Source organism: Paenibacillus sp. IHB B 3415, assembly GCF_000802655.2.
Classification (GTDB): domain Bacteria; phylum Bacillota; class Bacilli; order Paenibacillales; family Paenibacillaceae; genus Paenibacillus_AQ; species Paenibacillus_AQ phytohabitans.
This window is the reverse complement of the sequence record NZ_JUEI01000024.1, coordinates 1-17833: the sequence shown is the minus strand read 5'-3', so window position 1 is coordinate 17833 and position 17833 is coordinate 1. Positions and strand designations below refer to the sequence as shown.

The following is a 17833-nucleotide window of genomic DNA, read 5'->3' as shown; positions in this document are numbered from 1 at the left end:
AAAGTAATAATTACGTAGTTAGGACTATCCGTTCTTGGAGTGATACACCTTATCTTCCGCATGTCTCTTCCTGCGGCGGCGTTGACGGCGGGCTGTCAAGAGGCCCAGACTCTGCCTGAACCCGTATAGGGCATATAACGCAAGCAAAGCAAAGATCAGCTTGGCAATCTGTTCAGGGAAAACAACGGCTACCGCTACGGCGATCACAATTACTACAGGTGCACCTATAACTGCCTTTTTGGGGAAGCCGATCTTCTTGAAGTTAGGGTACTTCACCGTGCTAACCATCAGGTAAGACAGCAGCAGGGTAGCGACAATCATAAACGGTGCAGATACATCTTTATGAAAAAGTGCCAGCGTGGCCAGAACGCCACCTGCAGCAGGAATCGGCAATCCTACAAAATATCCCGGAATCCCCGGGCGGACATTAAACCGGGCCAGACGCAAAGCTCCAAACACCGGGAAAATCGCTGTAATAGTCCATCCTAGTGCAGAGTTCAAATCCTGCAGGCTTGTGAGATACATGATCAGCGCTGGCGCCACACCGAAAGATACTACATCGGATAAGGAATCCAGCTCCTTGCCGAACTCACTCTCACACTTCAGCGCGCGCGCAACACGGCCATCGAGCCCGTCGAGCAGCATAGCGATAATCACCATGATAGCGGCCATGCTCAGCTTACCGTCAAACGCCATCATGATACCAAACATTCCAAGCATCAGATTACCGATGGTAAAAAGACTCGGAATTGATTTTTGTATCATTTCTTCACCTCAATTTTCCTACTTTGAACTTCATGGGTTCCCAATATTACGTGATTGTATGTTATTTACATTTGCCTGTCAATAAGAACTTGTTTCTGGAGCCGCTTCAGTCCGTCCTGAATATTACGTGCGCGGACCTCGCCAATGCCGTCTACCTCATCAAGTTCAGCAATGCTCGCCGTCATCAGATTAGGCAGCATTTCAAAGCGTTCCACCAGATTGTGGATGATCACATTCGGCAGCCGCGGAATTTTGTTGAGCAGACGGTAACCGCGCGGAGTTACGGCTTCCTCGGATGCAATAGCCGTGGAGGAATAGCCCAGCAAGCGGGCAATATGGTTGTCATCCATCAGTTCATCGTCACTGCTTCGCTTCAGCCCGGCGATAATTTCGCGGATTTTGTCCTCCTGCTCCTCTCTTGCATAGTCTCTGTACAGAAGCCAGGCTTCTTCCTCTGTATTTCCGACCAGTTCTTCCATCTGCATGCTGATCAGCCGGCCTTCATTGCCGAGTTCGTTAATATATCGCTTAATTTCCATTTTGATCCGCAATACCATTTCTACCCGCTGGATCACGCCGACTACCTCAGCAACCGTCACAAGCCCCTCATATTCGGCAGCAGAAAGGTTAGTCAACCCCTGTGTCAGCACGGCTTTGTACTTCTCTAAGGTCTGAATCGCCTGATTGGCTTTGGCCAGAATCGCTCCTATCTCCTTCAGCGCATAGCGGATAGAGCCCTGATACAGGGTGATTATATTCCGCCGCTGGGAAATGGAAACAACCAGTTTGCCGGTCTGTTTAGCCACCCGTTCAGCGGTCCGGTGACGGATACCTGTCTCAATGGATGAAATGGAGGAATCGGGGATCAGCTGGGTGTTGGCATACAGAATCCGCTTCAGATCCTCACTCAGAATGATCGCTCCGTCCATTTTGGCCAGCTCGTATAAATAATTGGGTGAAAAATCGCAGTTAATGGAGAATCCGCCATCGACAACTTCCATCACTTCCGGACTGTATCCGACAACAATAAGTGCCCCGGTCTTCGCGCGCAGCACATTCTCCAGCCCCTCCCGGAAAGGTGTTCCGGGTGCGGCCATTCTAAGCAGATCATTCATATTATCTAATGGATTGTATTCTTTCATGTCCCTGTGCCCCCTAATCTAACGCGACCGCTAGTGCATCTGCTACGGTGCTGACGCCTATAATCTGGATATCCTGCGGATGCTTCCAGCCTTTCATGCTTTTCTCAGGCATAATTACCCGCCGGAAGCCGAGCTTAGCGGCCTCCTTCACCCGCATCTCTGCGCGTGACACCCCTCTCACCTCGCCGGTAAGTCCTACCTCCCCAAAAAACACATCATACGGCTTGGTCGGAATATCCCGGAAGCTGGAAGCAATACTGATGGCGACAGCCAGATCCACCGCCGGCTCATCCAGCTTAACACCTCCGGCAACATTGAGGTAAGCATCCTGATTCTGCAGGAACATGCCCATCCGTTTCTCCAGGACAGCAATGATCAGCGCCATTCTCTGATGATCCATACCTGTGCACATTCTGCGGGGCGAAGGGAAATGGGTTGCTGCAACCAGCGCCTGTAATTCGACAAGCACTGGTCTTGTGCCTTCCATGCTGGCTACAACCGCGGAACCGGCTACTCCGAGCGGCCGCTCAGAAAGGAACAGCTCGGAAGGGTTCTCCACCTCGGTAAGCCCAACCTCACCCATCTCGAAAATACCGATTTCATTGGTTGAGCCAAAGCGGTTCTTCACCGCCCGCAGCAACCGGTACGTATGATGACGTTCTCCTTCGAAATAGAGCACACAGTCCACCATATGCTCCAGCATCCGTGGACCGGCAATTGCGCCTTCTTTCGTTACATGTCCTACAAGTACCGTTGCGATTCCACGGATTTTGGCAATCCGCATAAATCTTGTCGTACATTCCCGCACCTGAGTTACACTACCTGGTGCACTAGTCACTTCAGGCATAAATACCGTCTGAATCGAGTCGATGACCAGAAACTGCGGCTTAATCTGCTCGATTGCTTCTTCAATGCTCTCCATGTTCGTCTCACACAGAACATACAGTTCCGCCGACAACGCCCCGAGGCGGTCAGCCCGAAGCTTGGTCTGGCGCACTGATTCTTCCCCGGAGATATACAGAACGCGGAGCCCCTGGGTTGTAAGGGCGTGCGATGTCTGCAGCAGCAATGTGGACTTCCCGATTCCGGGGTCGCCACCGACCAGTACCAGCGAGCCGGGTACGATACCGCCGCCAAGCACACGGTTAAGCTCTCCGATGCCTGTCAGGATACGCGGCTCTTTGTCACTTTCTATATTTATGATCGATTGCGCCTTTTCTTTACTCTGAAAAATAGGTGCATTCATGCCTTGTGTTTTGACTACGCTTTCCGTTTCTTCCACCATTGAGTTCCATTCCTGGCAGCCCGGGCATTTCCCGAACCATTTCGGTGATTCGTAACCACATTCGGTGCAGAAAAATTTTGTTTTTGGTTTGGCCATGTGCGCTCCTTACAGTCCGAACTTGCTAAAATTGCGGATAATTTTCTCTTAATCAAAGTTTACCATTTCTGCACACTGAACGAAAGGTCACTTAAGATCTACTTTTCGTTTGCGTCCTCCTTAACCTGCCTGATTCAGGGCAGAATTAATCACTCCGGACATATAAAAGCTCCCGCCCCTCTATACGGAGGAGCGGGAGCTTTGTTTCATATTGCTGGAAAATTATTCAGTTTCGACTTCCTTCTCTTCCTTCTCCAGGGAGAGCTCGGCCGGCACTTCCACTTTGGTTACCACAAGCTCACCGTTCACCTCATCAATGTTGAGGGAATCACCTTTCTTGATGTTGCCCTTAAGCAGCTCTTCGGAAAGGCGGTCTTCGATGTGCTTCTGAATCGCCCGGCGGAGCGGGCGGGCACCGAAGGCCGGGTCATAGCCCTCTTTGGCCAGGAACGCCTTGGCGCCGTCGGTAAGCAGGAAGTCTACATCATATTCACGCAGACGCTTGCGCAGCTCCTCGGACATCAGGGTAACGATCTCGGCGATATGCTTCTCATCCAGAGAGTGGAAGACAATAATCTCGTCGATCCGGTTCAGGAACTCAGGGCGGAAGCTCTTCTTCAGCTCTTCCATTACCTTGCCCTTCATATTGCCGTAATCGGCACCGGCATCCTGTACCGCGGTGAAGCCCAGAGTCGAATTCTTGCGGATCGCTTGTGCGCCTACGTTAGAGGTCAGGATAATTAAGGTATTGCGGAAATCGACTACACGGCCTTTGGAGTCGGTCAGACGGCCGTCTTCCAGTACCTGCAGCAGAATATTGAATACTTCTGGGTGAGCCTTCTCAATCTCATCCAGCAGGACAACGGAATACGGTTTGCGGCGCACCTTCTCAGTCAGCTGTCCGCCTTCTTCATATCCTACATAGCCTGGAGGCGCTCCGACCAGACGGGAGGTAGAGTGCTTCTCCATGTACTCCGACATATCGATGCGGATTACCGCATTCTCGTCACCAAACATGGCTTCGGCAAGTGCCCGTGCCAGCTCAGTTTTACCGACCCCGGTTGGACCGAGGAAGATGAAGGAGCCCATTGGTCGTTTCGGATCCTTCAGACCCGCACGCGCCCGGCGGAGTGCCCGGCTGACAGCCTTAACGGCTTCATCCTGGCCGATTACCCGTTCATGCAGTATTGATTCCATATTGAGCAGACGGTCGGTCTCCTCTTCCTTCAGCTTGCTGACCGGAATGCCGGTCCAGCTGGCAACCACCTGTGCGATATCCTCAGGCGTAACCTGGGAGTCCGTACGGCCCTGCTTCTCTTTCCACTGGTTCTTCGTGGTATCGAGCTCTTCACGGATCTTCTGCTCGGTATCGCGCAGCGCTGCAGCCTTCTCGAATTCCTGGCTTTGTACAGCGGAATCCTTCTCCTTGCGGATATCATCCAGACGCATTTCGAGTTCCTTCAGATTCGGCGGGATGGTGTAAGAGTTAAGTCTTACCTTGGAGCCTGCTTCATCTATCAGGTCAATCGCTTTGTCCGGCAGGAACCGGTCAGGGATATAGCGGTCGGACAGCTTCACAGCTTCCACAATAGCTTCATCCGTAATCTTCACCCGGTGATGGGCTTCATAACGGTCCCGAAGACCGAATAAGATCTGTACAGCTTCTGCAGGAGAAGGCTGATCCACCGTAATCGGCTGGAAGCGGCGTTCGAGCGCTGCGTCTTTCTCAATGTATTTGCGGTATTCGTCAAGCGTTGTGGCACCGATGCACTGCAGTTCACCACGGGCCAGAGCGGGCTTCAGGATGTTGGAGGCATCAATTGCACCTTCCGCACCACCGGCTCCGATCAGGGTATGCAGCTCATCGATGAAGAGCACGATATTGCCTGCCTGGCGAATCTCATCCATGATTTTTTTGAGGCGGTCTTCGAACTCACCGCGGTATTTCGTACCGGCAACTACAGAACCCATATCCAGGGTCATTACGCGTTTGTCGCGCAAGGTTTCCGGAATTTCATTATTGATGATCTTTTGGGCCAGGCCTTCAGCAATTGCTGTTTTACCAACCCCTGGCTCACCGATCAGCACCGGATTGTTCTTGGTACGGCGGCTGAGCACCTGAATAACACGTTCAATTTCCTTGCTGCGGCCGATAACAGGGTCGAGGTTGCCGTCCTTGGCATAGGCAGTCAAGTCACGGGCCAGACCATCCAGCGTTGGTGTGCTGACATTAACCGGAGCACCGCTATGGCTTGAAGTGGCTTCACTGCTGCCCAGAAGCTGCAGCACCTGCTGACGGGCCTTATTCAGGCTGATACCGAGATTGTTCAGCACACGGGCAGCTACGCCCTCTCCTTCCCGGATGAGTCCGAGCAGGATATGTTCTGTGCCCACGTACGTATGTCCCAGCTTGCGGGCTTCGTCCATAGACAGCTCGATAACTTTTTTGGCACGAGGAGTATAAGCGATGTTGGTCGGTTGTTCCTGACCTCTGCCAATCAGCGTTTCCACTTCATCCTGAATCTTCTCAAGACCCAGACCGAGTCCGATCAGTGCCTTGGCGGCTATGCCGTCACCTTCACGAATCAGTCCGAGCAAAATATGTTCTGTCCCAATGTTGTTGTGTCCCAAACGTACGGCTTCTTCCTGCGCCAGCGCCAGCACCTTTTGTGCGCGTTCTGTAAATCTTCCAAACATCATATCTCCTGCACCTCCACGGATAATATATATCTATAATTAATGTTGTGATCCCAGTGTTTCCCGGAGCAGCTTCGCCCGGTACATATCGCGTTCGGTGGACGAAAGCTCGTCGCCGAACAGCTTTTGCAGAAAACCCGGCTGAGTCTTGACATTCAGCTCATTAAGCACTGAAATCGAAGGCCCTTCCAGTATCCCCAAATCTACACCAAGCCTCAGATCGGAGAGCCGCTGTGCTGACTCTTTAAGCTCCATCACAGCCGCGTAGGCTAGAATCCCGTATGAACGTTTGATGCGATCGGTAATCCGCAGGGCGGAATCCACAAGCAGGCGTTCACGCGCGTTCCGCTCATGCTCTATAATCTGGGTGACTACGCTGTGGAGATTCTCAATAATCTCATTCTCGGTCTGACCAAGCGTAATCTGGTTGGAAATCTGAAAGATATTCCCTACTGCTTCGCTGCCTTCACCATAAATTCCTCTAACGGTAAGACCGACCTGATTAACAGCGGATAGAATTCGGTTAATCTGATGGGTCATAACCAATGCCGGCAGATGAACCATTACCGAGGCTCTGAGCCCGGTTCCCACATTGGTGGGACAACTGGTCAGGTATCCTCTGCGGTCATCAAAAGCGTAATTGACAGCAGCCTCAAAGATATCATCGATGGCTGTTGCCCTTACCCAGGCTTCTCTCACCTGCAGACCCGGAAACAGGCATTGAATGCGGAGATGATCCTCCTCGTTGATCATAATGCTGACTGACTCGTCCTCATTAAGAATGACTGCTCCGCCTTTGGAATCATCAGCCAGATTAGGACTGATCAGATGCTTCTCCACCAGTACTTTTTTATCCAGCTCATCGAGCTCATCCAGTCTCAGCAGCTGAAAGTTGCCGAAATCCGCGGAGGCTTCTCCCTGAAATACAGGAGCAAGCTGCTCCAGCACCTCTTCCGACTGCTGCGCAGACGCCAATAGCGGGAAAGGAAGGTGCTCCAGATTACGGGCGATACGCATGCGGCTGCTGATAACAATCTCGGAATGACTCCCGCCGCAGCGCATCCAGTCACTAAGTGCTTGTTCGGTAAACCGGAGACTTGACATGTGGAATCCCCTCCTATATATCAAAGACTTTACTCTTGTGGCATTTCTTTTTCAAGTTTGCGGATTCTGTCCCTCAGCTCAGCTGCAGTTTCAAACTCCTCCTGCATAATGCTCTGCTGTAATTCCTGCTTCAGCTCATCAATTTGGCGTTTACACATGATCTGTGCACCCGCCCGTTTGGGAAGCTTGCCCACATGGGCCGTACTTCCGTGTACCCGTCTGAAGAGCGGGTCCAGCGTGCTGTCAAAATATTTGTAGCAGGAGCTGCAGCCGAACCGTCCAAGCTTGCTGAACTGTGAATAGGTCATACCGCAGTTCTCACACTGCAGCCCCTGCACAGTCTGTGCGGCCTCTGACTTGCCCTTGCCTGCGCTCTCCAGATCAAGCAGCCCGGAAAGCAAGCTGTGTATGGAGAATCCTCCGGCAGTACCGGGGATGAGCTCCCCCTTTTCCCGCGCACAGCTTTCACAAATATGAAATTCTGTCTTCTCTCCGTTCACGATCTTCGTGAAGTGGAGTGTAGCCGGTTTGACCCCGCATTCCTGGCATAGCATGAGCGGTGTCCCTCCCTCACATTTTGACAATTATTTACCTAACAAAGAGATTAGCATGGCCTTCATTAGCTTGGCACGAATCTCATCCCGGTACGGCAGATTAACCGTCAGGCATTCCCTGGAAACAGCAGACCGCATAAGACACGCTTCACGCTTGGAGAGAAAACGGGCCTCCTCCAGCTGATAAATCAGTCCTTCGGCGGAATTCTGGTCAATATCATTCCCTATTGTGGAGTTCAGATGTGCATACAGTGCCACATTCTGAGGCAGCTCGAAGCGCTGAATCCGGATATAACCTCCACCGCCGCGTTTGCTCTCCACTACATATCCCTTTTCCAAAGTAAAGCGTGTACTGATGACGTAATTGATCTGCGACGGCACACAAGAGAACTGGTCCGCCAGATCATTGCGCTGAATTTCCACCGTACCTTCGGGACTTTCATGCAAAATATTCTTCAGATATTGTTCAATAATATCGGAGATATTACGCATCACTCATCCTCCAGTGTGTAAGCCTTGGTTAAGCTTGTGCTGTGTCAACGTCCGCCGTCCATACATAGCTCTAAAGAATTTAACCCGGGGACCGAAGTGCGAATCGGCTGCAACAGCCTTCGTACTTAGCCAGACCACCAACTGTTACAATCCTAAGAACACTGCTGTCGAGCTTGCGTTGACTTTGACTTTCTTTGACTTTTTTCATATTATAACATATTCTCACTGAATTCCAAGTGGTTGCTCTTATTTTTTACTTTTTAGCCGCATTGTATTCCGAATAGCTTCACGGATCCCATTGCAAGGGGATATGTATATTAGGCTCCCCTGCTTCTACGGTAAGCAGAAGAGCCTTCAGGTTTGTCAGAAAAAATCAAATAAAGCCGTTTGCGCCTGCGGGATCAGCTTCTCCAGCCAATCTACAGCTTCATGTGTACCGGATAACTGTCCATACCGGGCCATTTCAACTGGACGTCTATATCCCATCAACAGCGCGGTAAGTGTACCAATACTGCATATAAGATCAGCGTTTGATCTGTCTCCTTGGATCTGAGTAAATGATACCTCCCCATGTTCAGCTACTATCCAACGCCACAGGCCGTTATTCCAGGGGGCATGCTCATCTTCAATATAAAGCAGCCGTTCCCGGATACCGCTCAGCGCATGGAAAGACAAATTCTCTATAAAGGCTTTGGCGTTGACAATGCGTGCCATGAAGTACGGATAATTCTCCTGGGCAATCCGCGGGTCGGGAAGCAAATACGGCAGGATGTCATCAGAGGGAACCAGCTTCAATGAAGCTCCGGTGATCATCGAGTCATGGTTGGCCAGAAAAGTCCACAGCCCTTGGCGGGCCTTCTCATTCAGATAGACAAATTCATCAATGACCAGTTCTTTGTTCACTATTTTATACAGCACATACCCTTCCGGTTCACCCTGCTCCGAATAAAACACACACTGATGTGTATCCTCATCGAGTACACTGTCTCTCCACCAGTCCTCATCACGCAGGAGCGTGCCATTATAACGGCTTGCAAATGAGTTGTACAGCTGCTGTAATATTTCAACATTAGCCGCACCGCGTTTCACAGAACCCTGTATTTCAGCCTTCCGCGGAAATTTATTCACAGGTATGTTGTATTTCTTATATTCACAATAGATCTCCCAGCCGAATTTCCGGTAAAAGGGGATTAAAAACGGGTGCAGAAAAGACAGCGTTTGACCCGCCTCGTTCATTGTTTGCAGCGCATGGGTCAGCAGCTTGGCCACATATCCCTGCCTGCGGTTCTCCGGCCACGTGGCTACACCCGCAATTCCGCCCATAGATACGGGCTTGCCCTGTATGTATGCCTGAAGCGGAAGAAGTACCAGCTTGGCACTTAAACTTGGTCCTTCGAATACTCCCCATATTTGTTCCGGCTTGAACTTCTCTCTGGCGCGTTCCCTGTCTTCTCCGGACACCTTGTACTGAAAAGCATATTCAGACAAGCCTAAGCCTTCTTCAAAATCATCTGCATGCAATTGCCTTATTTCCATGCTGCTCACCCCGTTAATGAATTTATAGAGATAGAGTCCAATGGTTGCTCAGATTGAGTATATCAAGCAAATTGTCCAGAAGCTAATGAGGTACAAAAATAGCCCGTGAACAAAAGTTATCCACAGGTTTTGTACAGTAAAACAAAAAACCGGAAAGAGTTTCTTCCCGGCAAAAATTAGTTATCCACGATTCATATTTATCTATCCACAAAATTCACTTTTTATCCACAAAAACAGTGGATTACTTAGGTTTTCTCTTGACTCATTCGCCTGAATATGCGTTTCAGTCCACATTATCAGGGAAAAGACTTCTTCCTGAAATTGTATCCACATGTGCGTAAGTTTTCAGTAGTTACTGAAATTTATCCACAGCTTTTCCACAACCCTGCACAAACCAAAAAAGCCACTGTCGATTGCTCAACAATGGCTTCATGTGCTTGGCGGCGTCCTACTCTCCCAGGACCCTTCGGTCCAAGTACCATCGGCGCTGGAGGGCTTAACGGTCGTGTTCGGGATGGGTACGCGTGGAACCCCTCCGCTATCGCCACCAAACGGGCATTTACAGCGTAAATGCTTCAGGAATTGATTCCTGAAAACTGAATCCGAAACGAATCTGCGTTGTTCGAAATTTGGATAAGCCCTCGACCGATTAGTATTGGTCAGCTCCATGCATTGCTGCACTTCCACCTCCAACCTATCTACCTCGTCGTCTTCAAGGGGTCTTACTAATTGGGAAATCTCATCTTGAGGGGGGCTTCACGCTTAGATGCTTTCAGCGCTTATCCCGTCCGTACGTAGCTACTCAGCCATGCTCCTGGCGGAACAACTGATGCACCAGCGGTACGTCCATCCCGGTCCTCTCGTACTAAGGACAGCTCCTCTCAAATTTCCTGCGCCCACGACAGATAGGGACCGAACTGTCTCACGACGTTCTGAACCCAGCTCGCGTACCGCTTTAATGGGCGAACAGCCCAACCCTTGGGACCTACTTCAGCCCCAGGATGCGATGAGCCGACATCGAGGTGCCAAACCTCCCCGTCGATGTGGACTCTTGGGGGAGATAAGCCTGTTATCCCCAGGGTAGCTTTTATCCGTTGAGCGATGGCCCTTCCATGCGGTACCACCGGATCACTAAGTCCGACTTTCGTCCCTGCTCGACTTGTAGGTCTCGCAGTCAAGCTCCCTTATGCCTTTGCACTCTCAAATTGTCCAGAAGCTAATGAGGTACAAAAATAGCCCGTGAACAAAAGTTATCCACAGGTTTTGTACAGTAAAACAAAAAACCGGAAAGAGTTTCTTCCCGGCAAAAATTAGTTATCCACGATTCATATTTATCTATCCACAAAATTCACTTTTTATCCACAAAAACAGTGGATTACTTAGGTTTTCTCTTGACTCATTCGCCTGAATATGCGTTTCAGTCCACATTATCAGGGAAAAGACTTCTTCCTGAAATTGTATCCACATGTGCGTAAGTTTTCAGTAGTTACTGAAATTTATCCACAGCTTTTCCACAACCCTGCACAAACCAAAAAAGCCACTGTCGATTGCTCAACAATGGCTTCATGTGCTTGGCGGCGTCCTACTCTCCCAGGACCCTTCGGTCCAAGTACCATCGGCGCTGGAGGGCTTAACGGTCGTGTTCGGGATGGGTACGCGTGGAACCCCTCCGCTATCGCCACCAAACATGATTTTTCGAAGCTTCCGCTTCTCGAAATCGCTGCGAGAAAAGATCAGTCCCCAGAAAGGACATGCAGCTTAAGGTGTATCAGGCTTGATCGCCTGAAAACTGAATCCGAAACGAATCTGCGCTCTAAGAAATTTGGATAAGCCCTCGACCGATTAGTATTGGTCAGCTCCATGCATTGCTGCACTTCCACCTCCAACCTATCTACCTCGTCGTCTTCAAGGGGTCTTACTAATTGGGAAATCTCATCTTGAGGGGGGCTTCACGCTTAGATGCTTTCAGCGCTTATCCCGTCCGTACGTAGCTACTCAGCCATGCTCCTGGCGGAACAACTGATGCACCAGCGGTACGTCCATCCCGGTCCTCTCGTACTAAGGACAGCTCCTCTCAAATTTCCTGCGCCCACGACAGATAGGGACCGAACTGTCTCACGACGTTCTGAACCCAGCTCGCGTACCGCTTTAATGGGCGAACAGCCCAACCCTTGGGACCTACTTCAGCCCCAGGATGCGATGAGCCGACATCGAGGTGCCAAACCTCCCCGTCGATGTGGACTCTTGGGGGAGATAAGCCTGTTATCCCCAGGGTAGCTTTTATCCGTTGAGCGATGGCCCTTCCATGCGGTACCACCGGATCACTAAGTCCGACTTTCGTCCCTGCTCGACTTGTAGGACCCTTCGGTCCAAGTACCATCGGCGCTGGAGGGCTTAACGGTCGTGTTCGGGATGGGTACGCGTGGAACCCCTCCGCTATCGCCACCAAACGGGCATTTACAGCGTAAATGCTTCAGGAATTGATTCCTGAAAACTGAATCCGAAACGAATCTGCGTTGTTCGAAATTTGGATAAGCCCTCGACCGATTAGTATTGGTCAGCTCCATGCATTGCTGCACTTCCACCTCCAACCTATCTACCTCGTCGTCTTCAAGGGGTCTTACTAATTGGGAAATCTCATCTTGAGGGGGGCTTCACGCTTAGATGCTTTCAGCGCTTATCCCGTCCGTACGTAGCTACTCAGCCATGCTCCTGGCGGAACAACTGATGCACCAGCGGTACGTCCATCCCGGTCCTCTCGTACTAAGGACAGCTCCTCTCAAATTTCCTGCGCCCACGACAGATAGGGACCGAACTGTCTCACGACGTTCTGAACCCAGCTCGCGTACCGCTTTAATGGGCGAACAGCCCAACCCTTGGGACCTACTTCAGCCCCAGGATGCGATGAGCCGACATCGAGGTGCCAAACCTCCCCGTCGATGTGGACTCTTGGGGGAGATAAGCCTGTTATCCCCAGGGTAGCTTTTATCCGTTGAGCGATGGCCCTTCCATGCGGTACCACCGGATCACTAAGTCCGACTTTCGTCCCTGCTCGACTTGTAGGTCTCGCAGTCAAGCTCCCTTATGCCTTTGCACTCTGCGAATGATTTCCAACCATTCTGAGGGAACCTTTGAACGCCTCCGTTACTCTTTAGGAGGCGACCGCCCCAGTCAAACTGCCCGCCTGACACGGTCCCCGTACCCGGTAAGGGCACTAGGTTAGAACCTAGATACGATCAGGGTGGTATCCCAACGGCGCCTCCGCAGAAGCTTGCGCTCCTGCCTCAACGGCTCCCACCTATCCTGTACAGATCGTACCCAAATTCAATATCAAGCTGCAGTAAAGCTCCATGGGGTCTTTCCGTCTTGTCGCGGGTAACCTGCATCTTCACAGGTATTAAAATTTCACCGGATCTCTCGTTGAGACAGCGCCCAAGTCGTTACGCCATTCGTGCGGGTCAGAATTTACCTGACAAGGAATTTCGCTACCTTAGGACCGTTATAGTTACGGCCGCCGTTTACTGGGGCTTCGGTTCACAGCTTCGGCCTAACCACTCCCCTTAACCTTCCAGCACCGGGCAGGCGTCAGCCCGTATACTTCGCCTTGCGGCTTCGCACAGACCTGTGTTTTTGCTAAACAGTCGCTTGGGCCTTTTCACTGCGGCCCCCTCGGGCTATTCACCCTACCGAGGCACCTCTTCTCCCGAAGTTACGAGGTCATTTTGCCGAGTTCCTTAACGAGAGTTCTTCCGCGCGCCTTAGAATTCTCTTCTCGCCTACCTGTGTCGGTTTGCGGTACGGGCACCTTCTCCTGGCTAGAGGCTTTTCTTGGCAGTGTGAGATCATGACCTTCGCTACTACAATTTTCGCTCCCCATCACAGCCCAGCCTTATTGATGTGCGGATTTGCCTACACATCAGCTTCACTGCTTAGACGGACATATCCATCAGTCCGCGTCACTACCCTCCTGCGTCACCCCATCGCTCATAGCGGATTACGGTGGTACAGTAATTTCAAACTGTTGTCCTTCGACTACGCCTTTCGGCCTCGCCTTAGGTCCCGACTTACCCTGAGCGGACGAGCCTTCCTCAGGAAACCTTGGGCTTTCGGCGGATCAGATTCTCACTGATCTTTTCGTTACTCATACCGGCATTCTCACTTGTATGCTGTCCAGCGCTCCTTACGGTACACCTTCAACCTACATACAACGCTCCCCTACCCCAGCTTCGCTACTACAATTTTCGCTCCCCATCACAGCCCAGCCTTATTGATGTGCGGATTTGCCTACACATCAGCTTCACTGCTTAGACGGACATATCCATCAGTCCGCGTCACTACCCTCCTGCGTCACCCCATCGCTCATAGCGGATTACGGTGGTACAGTAATTTCAAACTGTTGTCCTTCGACTACGCCTTTCGGCCTCGCCTTAGGTCCCGACTTACCCTGAGCGGACGAGCCTTCCTCAGGAAACCTTGGGCTTTCGGCGGATCAGATTCTCACTGATCTTTTCGTTACTCATACCGGCATTCTCACTTGTATGCTGTCCAGCGCTCCTTACGGTACACCTTCAACCCACATACAACGCTCCCCTACCCCAGATGCAAAGCATCTAGCCATAGCTTCGGTGGTGTGTTTAGCCCCGTTACATTTTCGGCGCAGAGTCACTCGACCAGTGAGCTATTACGCACTCTTTCAATGGTGGCTGCTTCTAAGCCAACATCCTGGTTGTCTGTGCAACTCCACATCCTTTCCCACTTAACACACACTTGGGGACCTTAGCTGATGGTCTGGGCTGTTTCCCTTTTGACAATGGATCTTAGCACTCACTGTCTGACTCCCGGCAAGAAGTTAATGGCATTCGGAGTTTGACTGAGCTTGGTAACCCTTGCGGGCCCCGCACCCAATCAGTGCTCTACCTCCACCACTCCATTCACCGAGGCTAGCCCTAAAGCTATTTCGGGGAGAACCAGCTATCTCCGAGTTCGATTGGAATTTCTCCGCTACCCCCACCTCATCCCCGCATTTTTCAACATGCGTGGGTTCGGGCCTCCAGTGCGTGTTACCGCACCTTCACCCTGGACAGGGGTAGATCACACGGTTTCGGGTCTACGTCCACATACTTAGTCGCCCTATTCAGACTCGCTTTCGCTGCGGCTCCGGCTTCTCACCTTAACCTTGCATGTTAAACGTAACTCGCCGGTTCATTCTACAAAAGGCACGCCATCACCCATAGATCGGGCTCTGACTTTTTGTAAGCACACGGTTTCAGGTTCTATTTCACTCCCCTTCCGGGGTGCTTTTCACCTTTCCCTCACGGTACTGTTTCACTATCGGTCGCCAGGTAGTATTTAGCCTTAGCAGATGGTCCTGCTGGATTCATACGGGGTTTCACGTGCCCCGCACTACTCGGGATCCGTCTCGGAGAGAACACAGTTTAGGCTACAGGGCTTTTACCTCTATCGCGGGCCTTTCCAGACCTCTTCGCCTACCATATTCCTTTGTAACTCCATGTGAGACGTCCCACAACCCCAAGGGGCAAGCCCCTTGGTTTAGGCTGTTCCGCGTTCGCTCGCCGCTACTGACGGAATCACTATTGTTTTCTCTTCCTCAGGGTACTTAGATGTTTCAGTTCCCCTGGTCTGCCTCTTCACTGCTTAGACGGACATATCCATCAGTCCGCGTCACTACCCTCCTGCGTCACCCCATCGCTCATAGCGGATTACGGTGGTACAGTAATTTCAAACTGTTGTCCTTCGACTACGCCTTTCGGCCTCGCCTTAGGTCCCGACTTACCCTGAGCGGACGAGCCTTCCTCAGGAAACCTTGGGCTTTCGGCGGATCAGATTCTCACTGATCTTTTCGTTACTCATACCGGCATTCTCACTTGTATGCTGTCCAGCGCTCCTTACGGTACACCTTCAACCTACATACAACGCTCCCCTACCCCAGGATCGACTTCACTCCAGCTTCGAAGCCTTGTGTTTATCCCCTGGAAGCATTTAGCCTTTCATCCCTGTGGATGATGTACGGCATCAATGTCAATCCGGATAAACACGCCTCAAAGGCGCAGTGAAGTCGATCCTAGCCATAGCTTCGGTGGTGTGTTTAGCCCCGTTACATTTTCGGCGCAGAGTCACTCGACCAGTGAGCTATTACGCACTCTTTCAATGGTGGCTGCTTCTAAGCCAACATCCTGGTTGTCTGTGCAACTCCACATCCTTTCCCACTTAACACACACTTGGGGACCTTAGCTGATGGTCTGGGCTGTTTCCCTTTTGACAATGGATCTTAGCACTCACTGTCTGACTCCCGGCAAGAAGTTAATGGCATTCGGAGTTTGACTGAGCTTGGTAACCCTTGCGGGCCCCGCACCCAATCAGTGCTCTACCTCCACCACTCCATTCACCGAGGCTAGCCCTAAAGCTATTTCGGGGAGAACCAGCTATCTCCGAGTTCGATTGGAATTTCTCCGCTACCCCCACCTCATCCCCGCATTTTTCAACATGCGTGGGTTCGGGCCTCCAGTGCGTGTTACCGCACCTTCACCCTGGACAGGGGTAGATCACACGGTTTCGGGTCTACGTCCACATACTTAGTCGCCCTATTCAGACTCGCTTTCGCTGCGGCTCCGGCTTCTCACCTTAACCTTGCATGTTAAACGTAACTCGCCGGTTCATTCTACAAAAGGCACGCCATCACCCATAGATCGGGCTCTGACTTTTTGTAAGCACACGGTTTCAGGTTCTATTTCACTCCCCTTCCGGGGTGCTTTTCACCTTTCCCTCACGGTACTGTTTCACTATCGGTCGCCAGGTAGTATTTAGCCTTAGCAGATGGTCCTGCTGGATTCATACGGGGTTTCACGTGCCCCGCACTACTCGGGATCCGTCTCGGAGAGAACACAGTTTAGGCTACAGGGCTTTTACCTCTATCGCGGGCCTTTCCAGACCTCTTCGCCTACCATATTCCTTTGTAACTCCATGTGAGACGTCCCACAACCCCAAGGGGCAAGCCCCTTGGTTTAGGCTGTTCCGCGTTCGCTCGCCGCTACTGACGGAATCACTATTGTTTTCTCTTCCTCAGGGTACTTAGATGTTTCAGTTCCCCTGGTCTGCCTCTGCATCTAGCCATAGCTTCGGTGGTGTGTTTAGCCCCGTTACATTTTCGGCGCAGAGTCACTCGACCAGTGAGCTATTACGCACTCTTTCAATGGTGGCTGCTTCTAAGCCAACATCCTGGTTGTCTGTGCAACTCCACATCCTTTCCCACTTAACACACACTTGGGGACCTTAGCTGATGGTCTGGGCTGTTTCCCTTTTGACAATGGATCTTAGCACTCACTGTCTGACTCCCGGCAAGAAGTTAATGGCATTCGGAGTTTGACTGAGCTTGGTAACCCTTGCGGGCCCCGCACCCAATCAGTGCTCTACCTCCACCACTCCATTCACCGAGGCTAGCCCTAAAGCTATTTCGGGGAGAACCAGCTATCTCCGAGTTCGATTGGAATTTCTCCGCTACCCCCACCTCATCCCCGCATTTTTCAACATGCGTGGGTTCGGGCCTCCAGTGCGTGTTACCGCACCTTCACCCTGGACAGGGGTAGATCACACGGTTTCGGGTCTACGTCCACATACTTAGTCGCCCTATTCAGACTCGCTTTCGCTGCGGCTCCGGCTTCTCACCTTAACCTTGCATGTTAAACGTAACTCGCCGGTTCATTCTACAAAAGGCACGCCATCACCCATAGATCGGGCTCTGACTTTTTGTAAGCACACGGTTTCAGGTTCTATTTCACTCCCCTTCCGGGGTGCTTTTCACCTTTCCCTCACGGTACTGTTTCACTATCGGTCGCCAGGTAGTATTTAGCCTTAGCAGATGGTCCTGCTGGATTCATACGGGGTTTCACGTGCCCCGCACTACTCGGGATCCGTCTCGGAGAGAACACAGTTTAGGCTACAGGGCTTTTACCTCTATCGCGGGCCTTTCCAGACCTCTTCGCCTACCATATTCCTTTGTAACTCCATGTGAGACGTCCCACAACCCCAAGGGGCAAGCCCCTTGGTTTAGGCTGTTCCGCGTTCGCTCGCCGCTACTGACGGAATCACTATTGTTTTCTCTTCCTCAGGGTACTTAGATGTTTCAGTTCCCCTGGTCTGCCTCT

General features: G+C 51.4%; 8 protein-coding genes, 4 rRNA genes and 5 other annotated features. All 12 genes read right to left on the bottom strand.

What is annotated here, in order from left to right; all coding sequences use genetic code 11:
- Nucleotides 1-24: 24 nt before the first annotated feature.
- The 12 genes from pssA to QW71_RS40920 all read right to left on the bottom strand — a co-directional run bounded on the left by pssA (nt 25) and on the right by QW71_RS40920 (nt 15467).
- Nucleotides 25-765: a CDP-diacylglycerol--serine O-phosphatidyltransferase gene (pssA, locus tag QW71_RS13230; RefSeq protein WP_039298546.1), complete on the bottom strand. Its 741-nt coding sequence runs from the start codon at nt 763-765 to the stop codon at nt 25-27.
- Between the two features lie 65 nt (nt 766-830).
- On the bottom strand, nt 831-1907 hold the full coding sequence (gene disA, locus QW71_RS13225) for a DNA integrity scanning diadenylate cyclase DisA (RefSeq protein WP_039298543.1): 1077 nt from the start codon (nt 1905-1907) through the stop codon (nt 831-833).
- 13 nt (nt 1908-1920) lie between these two features.
- Nucleotides 1921-3288 (bottom strand): DNA repair protein RadA, encoded by a 1368-nt coding sequence (gene radA / locus QW71_RS13220; RefSeq protein WP_039298540.1) that lies wholly within the window; start codon nt 3286-3288, stop codon nt 1921-1923.
- Between the two features lie 222 nt (nt 3289-3510).
- Complete coding sequence (gene clpC, locus QW71_RS13215; RefSeq protein ID WP_039298537.1) at nt 3511-5988, bottom strand: ATP-dependent protease ATP-binding subunit ClpC; 2478 nt, start codon at nt 5986-5988, stop codon at nt 3511-3513.
- Nucleotides 5989-6024: 36 nt separating this feature from the next.
- Entirely contained in the window at nt 6025-7089 is a 1065-nt protein-coding gene (locus QW71_RS13210; protein WP_039298534.1) for a protein arginine kinase, read from the bottom strand.
- Nucleotides 7090-7118: 29 nt separating this feature from the next.
- Entirely contained in the window at nt 7119-7643 is a 525-nt protein-coding gene (locus tag QW71_RS13205; RefSeq protein ID WP_039298531.1) for a UvrB/UvrC motif-containing protein, read from the bottom strand.
- Nucleotides 7644-7673: 30 nt separating this feature from the next.
- Nucleotides 7674-8135: a CtsR family transcriptional regulator gene (locus QW71_RS13200; protein ID WP_039298529.1), complete on the bottom strand. Its 462-nt coding sequence runs from the start codon at nt 8133-8135 to the stop codon at nt 7674-7676.
- 363 nt (nt 8136-8498) lie between these two features.
- Nucleotides 8499-9671, bottom strand: a complete 1173-nt coding sequence (gene eis / locus QW71_RS13195; protein ID WP_039298526.1) for an enhanced intracellular survival protein Eis — start codon at nt 9669-9671, stop codon at nt 8499-8501.
- 435 nt (nt 9672-10106) lie between these two features.
- Nucleotides 10107-10223, bottom strand: a 5S ribosomal RNA gene (rrf, locus tag QW71_RS13190).
- Between the two features lie 89 nt (nt 10224-10312).
- Nucleotides 10313-10566 (bottom strand) — a sequence feature (23S ribosomal RNA rRNA prediction is too short).
- A 19-nt stretch (nt 10567-10585) separates the two neighbouring features.
- Nucleotides 10586-10745, bottom strand: a sequence feature (23S ribosomal RNA rRNA prediction is too short).
- Between the two features lie 20 nt (nt 10746-10765).
- Nucleotides 10766-10895: a sequence feature (23S ribosomal RNA rRNA prediction is too short), on the bottom strand.
- A gap of 345 nt (nt 10896-11240) precedes the next feature.
- Nucleotides 11241-11357: ribosomal RNA gene (rrf, locus tag QW71_RS13185) — 5S ribosomal RNA — on the bottom strand.
- Nucleotides 11358-12020: 663 nt separating this feature from the next.
- Nucleotides 12021-12121 (bottom strand): 5S ribosomal RNA (gene rrf, locus QW71_RS13180).
- A gap of 77 nt (nt 12122-12198) precedes the next feature.
- Nucleotides 12199-15467, bottom strand: a 23S ribosomal RNA gene (locus QW71_RS40920).
- 75 nt (nt 15468-15542) lie between these two features.
- Nucleotides 15543-16390, bottom strand: a sequence feature (23S ribosomal RNA rRNA prediction is too short).
- Between the two features lie 7 nt (nt 16391-16397).
- Nucleotides 16398-16821, bottom strand: a sequence feature (23S ribosomal RNA rRNA prediction is too short).
- Nucleotides 16822-17833: the final 1012 nt, after the last annotated feature.

Bases quoted from the DNA above. Each gene is read 5' to 3' on its own strand.
- pssA (WP_039298546.1), bottom strand. From the start codon at position 765: ATGATACAAAAATCAATTCCGAGTCTTTTTACCATCGGTAATCTGATG.
- disA (WP_039298543.1), bottom strand. From the start codon at position 1,907: ATGAAAGAATACAATCCATTAGATAATATGAATGATCTGCTTAGAATG.
- radA (WP_039298540.1), bottom strand. From the start codon at position 3,288: ATGGCCAAACCAAAAACAAAATTTTTCTGCACCGAATGTGGTTACGAA.
- clpC (WP_039298537.1), bottom strand. From the start codon at position 5,988: ATGATGTTTGGAAGATTTACAGAACGCGCACAAAAGGTGCTGGCGCTG.
- QW71_RS13210 (WP_039298534.1), bottom strand. From the start codon at position 7,089: ATGTCAAGTCTCCGGTTTACCGAACAAGCACTTAGTGACTGGATGCGC.
- QW71_RS13205 (WP_039298531.1), bottom strand. From the start codon at position 7,643: ATGCTATGCCAGGAATGCGGGGTCAAACCGGCTACACTCCACTTCACG.
- QW71_RS13200 (WP_039298529.1), bottom strand. From the start codon at position 8,135: ATGCGTAATATCTCCGATATTATTGAACAATATCTGAAGAATATTTTG.
- eis (WP_039298526.1), bottom strand. From the start codon at position 9,671: ATGGAAATAAGGCAATTGCATGCAGATGATTTTGAAGAAGGCTTAGGC.